Origin of the sequence: Paratractidigestivibacter sp. (genome assembly GCF_052362415.1) — a bacterium.
Taxonomy (GTDB): Bacteria; Actinomycetota; Coriobacteriia; order Coriobacteriales; family Atopobiaceae; genus Paratractidigestivibacter.
The window spans coordinates 6,400-8,087 of record NZ_DAWEMK010000082.1 but is presented as its reverse complement, the minus strand read 5'-3'; the positions used below and the strand labels follow the sequence as shown (position 1 = coordinate 8,087).

2 protein-coding genes are annotated in these 1,688 nt (G+C 70.6%); both read left to right on the top strand.

Annotation, left to right across the window (positions count from 1 at the left end; genetic code table 11):
* A partial coding sequence (locus ACT84W_RS08055) for a thiamine pyrophosphate-dependent enzyme (RefSeq protein ID WP_444328831.1) occupies positions 1–786 on the top strand: 786 nt, incomplete at its 5' end.
* Between the two features lies 1 nt (position 787).
* Positions 788–1,429 carry an indolepyruvate oxidoreductase subunit beta gene (locus ACT84W_RS08050; RefSeq protein ID WP_417575043.1) on the top strand — a complete coding sequence of 214 codons (642 nt, stop codon included), beginning with the start codon at positions 788–790 and terminating at the stop codon, positions 1,427–1,429.
* Positions 1,430–1,688 lie beyond the last annotated feature (259 nt).

The following is a 1,688-nucleotide window of genomic DNA, read 5'->3' as shown; positions in this document are numbered from 1 at the left end:
GCCGCACGCGACCTGCCCGCGCGCCCGCCGGCGTTCTGCGCCGGCTGCCCCCACCGCCTCGTCTACGTGCAGCTGCGCGAGATGAACGCCATCGTGACGGGCGACATCGGCTGCTACACGCTGGGCGCCGTCGCGCCCTACCGCGCGGTCGACTCCGTCATCGACATGGGGGCTTCTTTGTCCATGGCGCACGGCATGGAGCTCGCGGGCGCGGGCGAGCGAACGGGACGCCCCGTGGTCGGCGTCATCGGCGACTCGACCTTCGCGCACTCCGGCATCACGAGCCTGCTCGGCACCATCTACAACGGCGGCAAGGGCACCCTGTGCATCCTGGACAACCGCACCACGGCCATGACGGGCGCACAGGGCAACCCCGTGAACGGCGTCACGCTGGACGAGCAGGCGCGCGGGGTCTCGCCGCTCGACGTGCCGGCGGGACGCTCGCTCGACATCGCGGCGCTCTGCCGCGCGATGGGCGTCGACGAGGTCGTGGAGGTGGACTCGCAGGACGCCGCGCAGATCCGGCGCGCGCTCGAGGAGGCGGTCGCGCACATCGACAAGCTCTCCGTCGTCGTGTTCCGCTCGCCGTGCCGCCTGATCGACCGGACGCGGCGCCCGCGGCCCGTGATCGAGGGCTGCCAGGGTTGCGGCACCTGCATCCAGATCGGTTGCCCGGCCCTCGGCCGCGACGAGGACGAGCTCGCCGTCATCGACCCCAACCAGTGCATCGGCTGCGGCCAGTGCGTCCAGTCCTGCCCCTTCGGCTGCATCCAGGAAGGTGAGTAGCATGCCTCACTTCACAGCTAGCGAGAAAAGCGCCGAGGTGGTCTCCTCCGGCGAGAAGGTCCAGCTCGACGGCACCCTGACCGTGCTGCTCGTGGGCGTGGGCGGCCAGGGGACGATCCTGGCGGGGTCGCTTCTCGCCATGGCGGCCGCCGACGCCGGCCTCGACGTCAAGGTGTCCGAGATCCACGGCATGAGCCAGCGCGGGGGGTCGGTGTCGACCGTCGTGCGCATGGGGCGCAAGGTCGAGTCGATGGTGGCCGACCCCGGCTGCGCCGACGTCGTCGTGGCCTTCGAGGCCGTCGAGGCCCTGCGAGCCCAGGACTACCTGCACGAGGGCGGCAAGATGTTCGTGAACGACGAGGTCATCGTCCCCGTGAGCGTGTCCATCGGCACCTTCGAGATGCCCGAGGACGTCGACGCGCGCCTGGCCGAACTCGGCGCCGTGCGCGTTCCCGCCGGCAGGATCGCGCGCGAGGTCGGAAGCCCACGCAGCACGAACGTCGTGCTCGTGGGCGCGCTCTCCACGGCGCTGCCCTTCTCGGCGGCGGACTGGGAGGACGCGATCGCGCGCCGCGTGCCGCCTAAGACCGTGGAGGCCAACCTCGAGGCCTTCCGCCGCGGGCGGGCCGCCGCTCTGGCGTAAAGGGGGCTTGCATCGCGGGTCGCCCAACGGGGCGGGCCTGCGAGAGAATCGGGGACCGTCGGTAACGCTGCACCGGAATCCGGGAGTGTCGGTACCGACGGTCCCCGTTTTTGGTGAAGGCGCTACCGACAGTCCCTGATTCTGGCGAGAAGTGCACCTCTTTGCACCAGAATCCCGGGGTGTCGGTAGCGATGGTCCGGGTTTTTCGTGCGCGCGTTACCGACAGTCCGCGATTCCGGTGCGGATTTACCGACGGTCC